The following is a 2,982-nucleotide window of genomic DNA, read 5'->3' on the forward strand; positions in this document are numbered from 1 at the left end:
CTCGTGAACAGTTCGCGCACGGAGCGCCGGCGGAGTTCACGAGAACCAAAGGGTGGTGGGGGTGGGAACCGAGGCTCGGCGAGGGAACGGCGAGCGGTAGCCTCGGCCGGTGTGAATCGAGTATCCCAGCGCCTGTCCGCCATCCAACCCTCGGCGACGCTCGCCGTCGACTCGAAGGCCAAGGCGCTCAAGGCCGCCGGCGAGAGCGTCATCGGCTTCGGGGCCGGTGAGCCCGACTTCCCCACACCCGCCCACATCGTCGAGGCCGCGCAGGCGGCCTGCGCGGATCCGAAGAACCACAAGTACTCGCCTGCGGGTGGACTCCCGGAGCTGAAGGACGCGATCGCAGCGAAGACCCTGCGTGACTCCGGTTTCGAGTGCGACCCGTCGCAGATCCTCGTCACCAACGGCGGCAAGCACGCCGTGTACACCGCCTTCGCGGCGTTGTGCGACCCTGGCGACGAGGTCATCCTCCCTGCTCCGTACTGGACCACCTACCCGGAGGCGATCACGCTGGCCGGAGGCGTCCCCGTGGTGATCGACACCGATGTGGAGTCGGGGTTCAAGGTCACGATCGACCAACTCGACGCGGCGAAGACCGAGCGCACGAAGGTGCTGCTGTTCGTCAGTCCCGACAACCCGTCGGGTGCGGTCTACACGCCCGCCGAGGTGAAGGCGATCGGCGAGTGGGCCGTCGCGAACGGCGTGTGGGTGATCACCGACGAGATCTACGAGCACCTCACCTACGGCGGCAACGAGTTCTCGTCGATGCCGGTGCTCGTGCCCGACCTCGCCGAGCAATGCCTCATCGTGAACGGTGTGGCCAAGACGTACGCGATGACCGGCTGGCGAGTCGGTTGGATGATCGGCCCGAACGACGTCATCAAGCCGTCGTCGAGCTTCCAGTCGCACGCCACGTCGAACGTCGCGAATGTGTGTCAGCGCGCCGCCGTCGCGGCCGTGTCCGGCCCACTCGACGACGTGGAGATGATGCGCGAGGCGTTCACCCGCCGCGCCGAATTGATCCACGGGATGCTCAACGACATCGATGGTGTCGTGTGCCCCGCTCCGCAGGGTGCGTTCTATGCGTTCCCGGACCTGCGGGGACTGCTCGGCCGGGAGTACGACGGCGTCACCGCAACGACCACGCTCGAACTGGCCGACATCGTCCTCGACCAGGCGAAGGTGGCGTGGGTGCCCGGCGAAGCGTTCGGCACGCCCGGATACGGCCGCTTCAGTTTCGCGCTCGGCGATGCCGACATCGAGGAGGGCATCGCCCGCTTCGCCGCTCTCGTCGGCTGAATCTTCCCTCGGCCCTGCGCCGACGGCGAGGTGAACGAGGACACCACCGGGCTCGACGAGACCAACACGTGCGCTTCGTTGCGTACCGCCAGGCACATGGCGAGTCGAGCGGCATAGCCTGAGCTCGGTGCAATCGCAATCATCGCGACGTGACGATCGCGGCGAGATGCCGGAGACGAACGTCGATCCGCGCGACCGCCGGGAACACCTCGGCGAGATCGTCGCGGGCATGCTCGAGTTGACCGGTCTGATGAACGACGCCTTCGACCAGGTGGGTGCGACGGAGGTGCGGTCGAACGCCGACCTCATCGTGTTGACGACGGTCATGCTCGACGGGCCGTCCCGTCCCCGGGACATGCTCGATGCGACGAATCTCACCACCGGCGGAATGACCAATCTGCTCGACCGGCTCGAGGCAGCGGGACTGCTCGAGCGGTCTGGCGGGGTCGAGAACGATGCTCGCGGCGTGCTGGTCACGTTGACCGCCACCGGTGTCGAGTTGATCGACCGCGTCGCTCGCACGGTTCGCAGCACCCTCGCGACGGCGGGGCCGCTGCTCGAACGGTGGTGGGAGTATCTCGACGCGATGGGCCTCGACGTCGGGCCGCTTCCCAGCCCGACGGGGCCGCTTCGGCGCGAGCTGGAGCGAATCCGCCGTGTGGCCGAGGTCGGCAGGAGGTTCTTCCAGATCTACGAACCGTCACTCGGCGGTGATGATCCCACGCCGCACCACACCTTTCACCTCTTGTGGTTGGCGTCGAAGCCCGGCGGTGTTCGTCCACGGGCGATCAGTGCAGCGACTCGACTCAGCTCACCGGCCACGAGCGAGTTGATCGCACGCGTCGAACAGCGCGGTCTGGTCCGGCGGCTCGCGTCCGAGAGCGACCGCCGAGCTGTCGTCGTCACCATCACCGGCACGGGTCGAGACACACTCGACGACCTCCTCGACGCCGTGCAGCCGTTGCGGCAACGACTGGCCGACGCGTACTTCCCGAACTGACGCTGGCTGCCGGCCGGTGGGCGCCCCGCTGACGCCGTCCCATCGCCGAGGACGAACGCAGGGCTGGTCGGTTTCGGACGCCGATGGGGAGCCGGATCAGGGTCGGGATGCCTGGTCGGCCTTCCGTCACAGACCTGTCACATGGAGAAAGCTTGCCCACCGAGAGATCGGCCGGTAGCTTCGTGCGCCATGACCAAGCTGCGTCGACGCGCGAGTTTCCTTTTGGCCGGCCTCGTTGCCACCGTTGCTGCGGCGGCCACCATTCCCGGCTCCACGACCGGCGCCGGCGCCCAATCCGACGATGACGGGTTCGTCGACCAGGTGTTCGCGTGCCGACGGCTAGACACGGACAGCTACACGCCCATCTACCTCAATGGCGCGGATGTCCGCGACCGGCGGGGGTACGAAAGTGAAGACGTCATCGCCAGATTCGATATCGGAAAGCTCACCTATTTCCCGGGTCAGAACGACGGAGTGATCAGGACCCAGGACGGGTACACCGGGTTCGACCTCCTCCTCGACCGATGCAACCTGCCACCGCTGGCGCCGCCGGAGCAACCCCCGCCGCCGTCCACGGAGGCCCCCACGACCGTCGCCGCTCCGGAGGATCCGGGCCCTGCTGATGTACCGGCGCCCACTGGGCCCACTGCGACCGCTGGGGCTCCGGAGGATCCGGGTCC

General features: G+C 67.6%; 2 protein-coding genes and 1 pseudogene. All 3 read left to right on the forward strand.

What is annotated here, in order from left to right; genetic code table 11:
* The first annotated feature begins 111 nt into the window (after positions 1 to 111).
* Positions 112 to 1,302 (forward strand): pyridoxal phosphate-dependent aminotransferase, encoded by a 1,191-nt coding sequence (locus ON45_RS19305; protein WP_040496203.1) that lies wholly within the window; start codon positions 112 to 114, stop codon positions 1,300 to 1,302.
* 127 nt (positions 1,303 to 1,429) lie between these two features.
* A complete protein-coding gene (locus ON45_RS23265; protein WP_158412534.1) occupies positions 1,430 to 2,302 on the forward strand; it encodes a MarR family winged helix-turn-helix transcriptional regulator in 873 nt (290 codons plus the stop codon).
* A gap of 189 nt (positions 2,303 to 2,491) precedes the next feature.
* Positions 2,492 to 2,982 (forward strand): annotated as a pseudogene (locus ON45_RS19315) (hypothetical protein); the annotation flags it as partial.

Source organism: Ilumatobacter nonamiensis YM16-303 (assembly GCF_000350145.1).
Lineage (GTDB): Bacteria > Actinomycetota > Acidimicrobiia > Acidimicrobiales > Ilumatobacteraceae > Ilumatobacter_A > Ilumatobacter_A nonamiensis.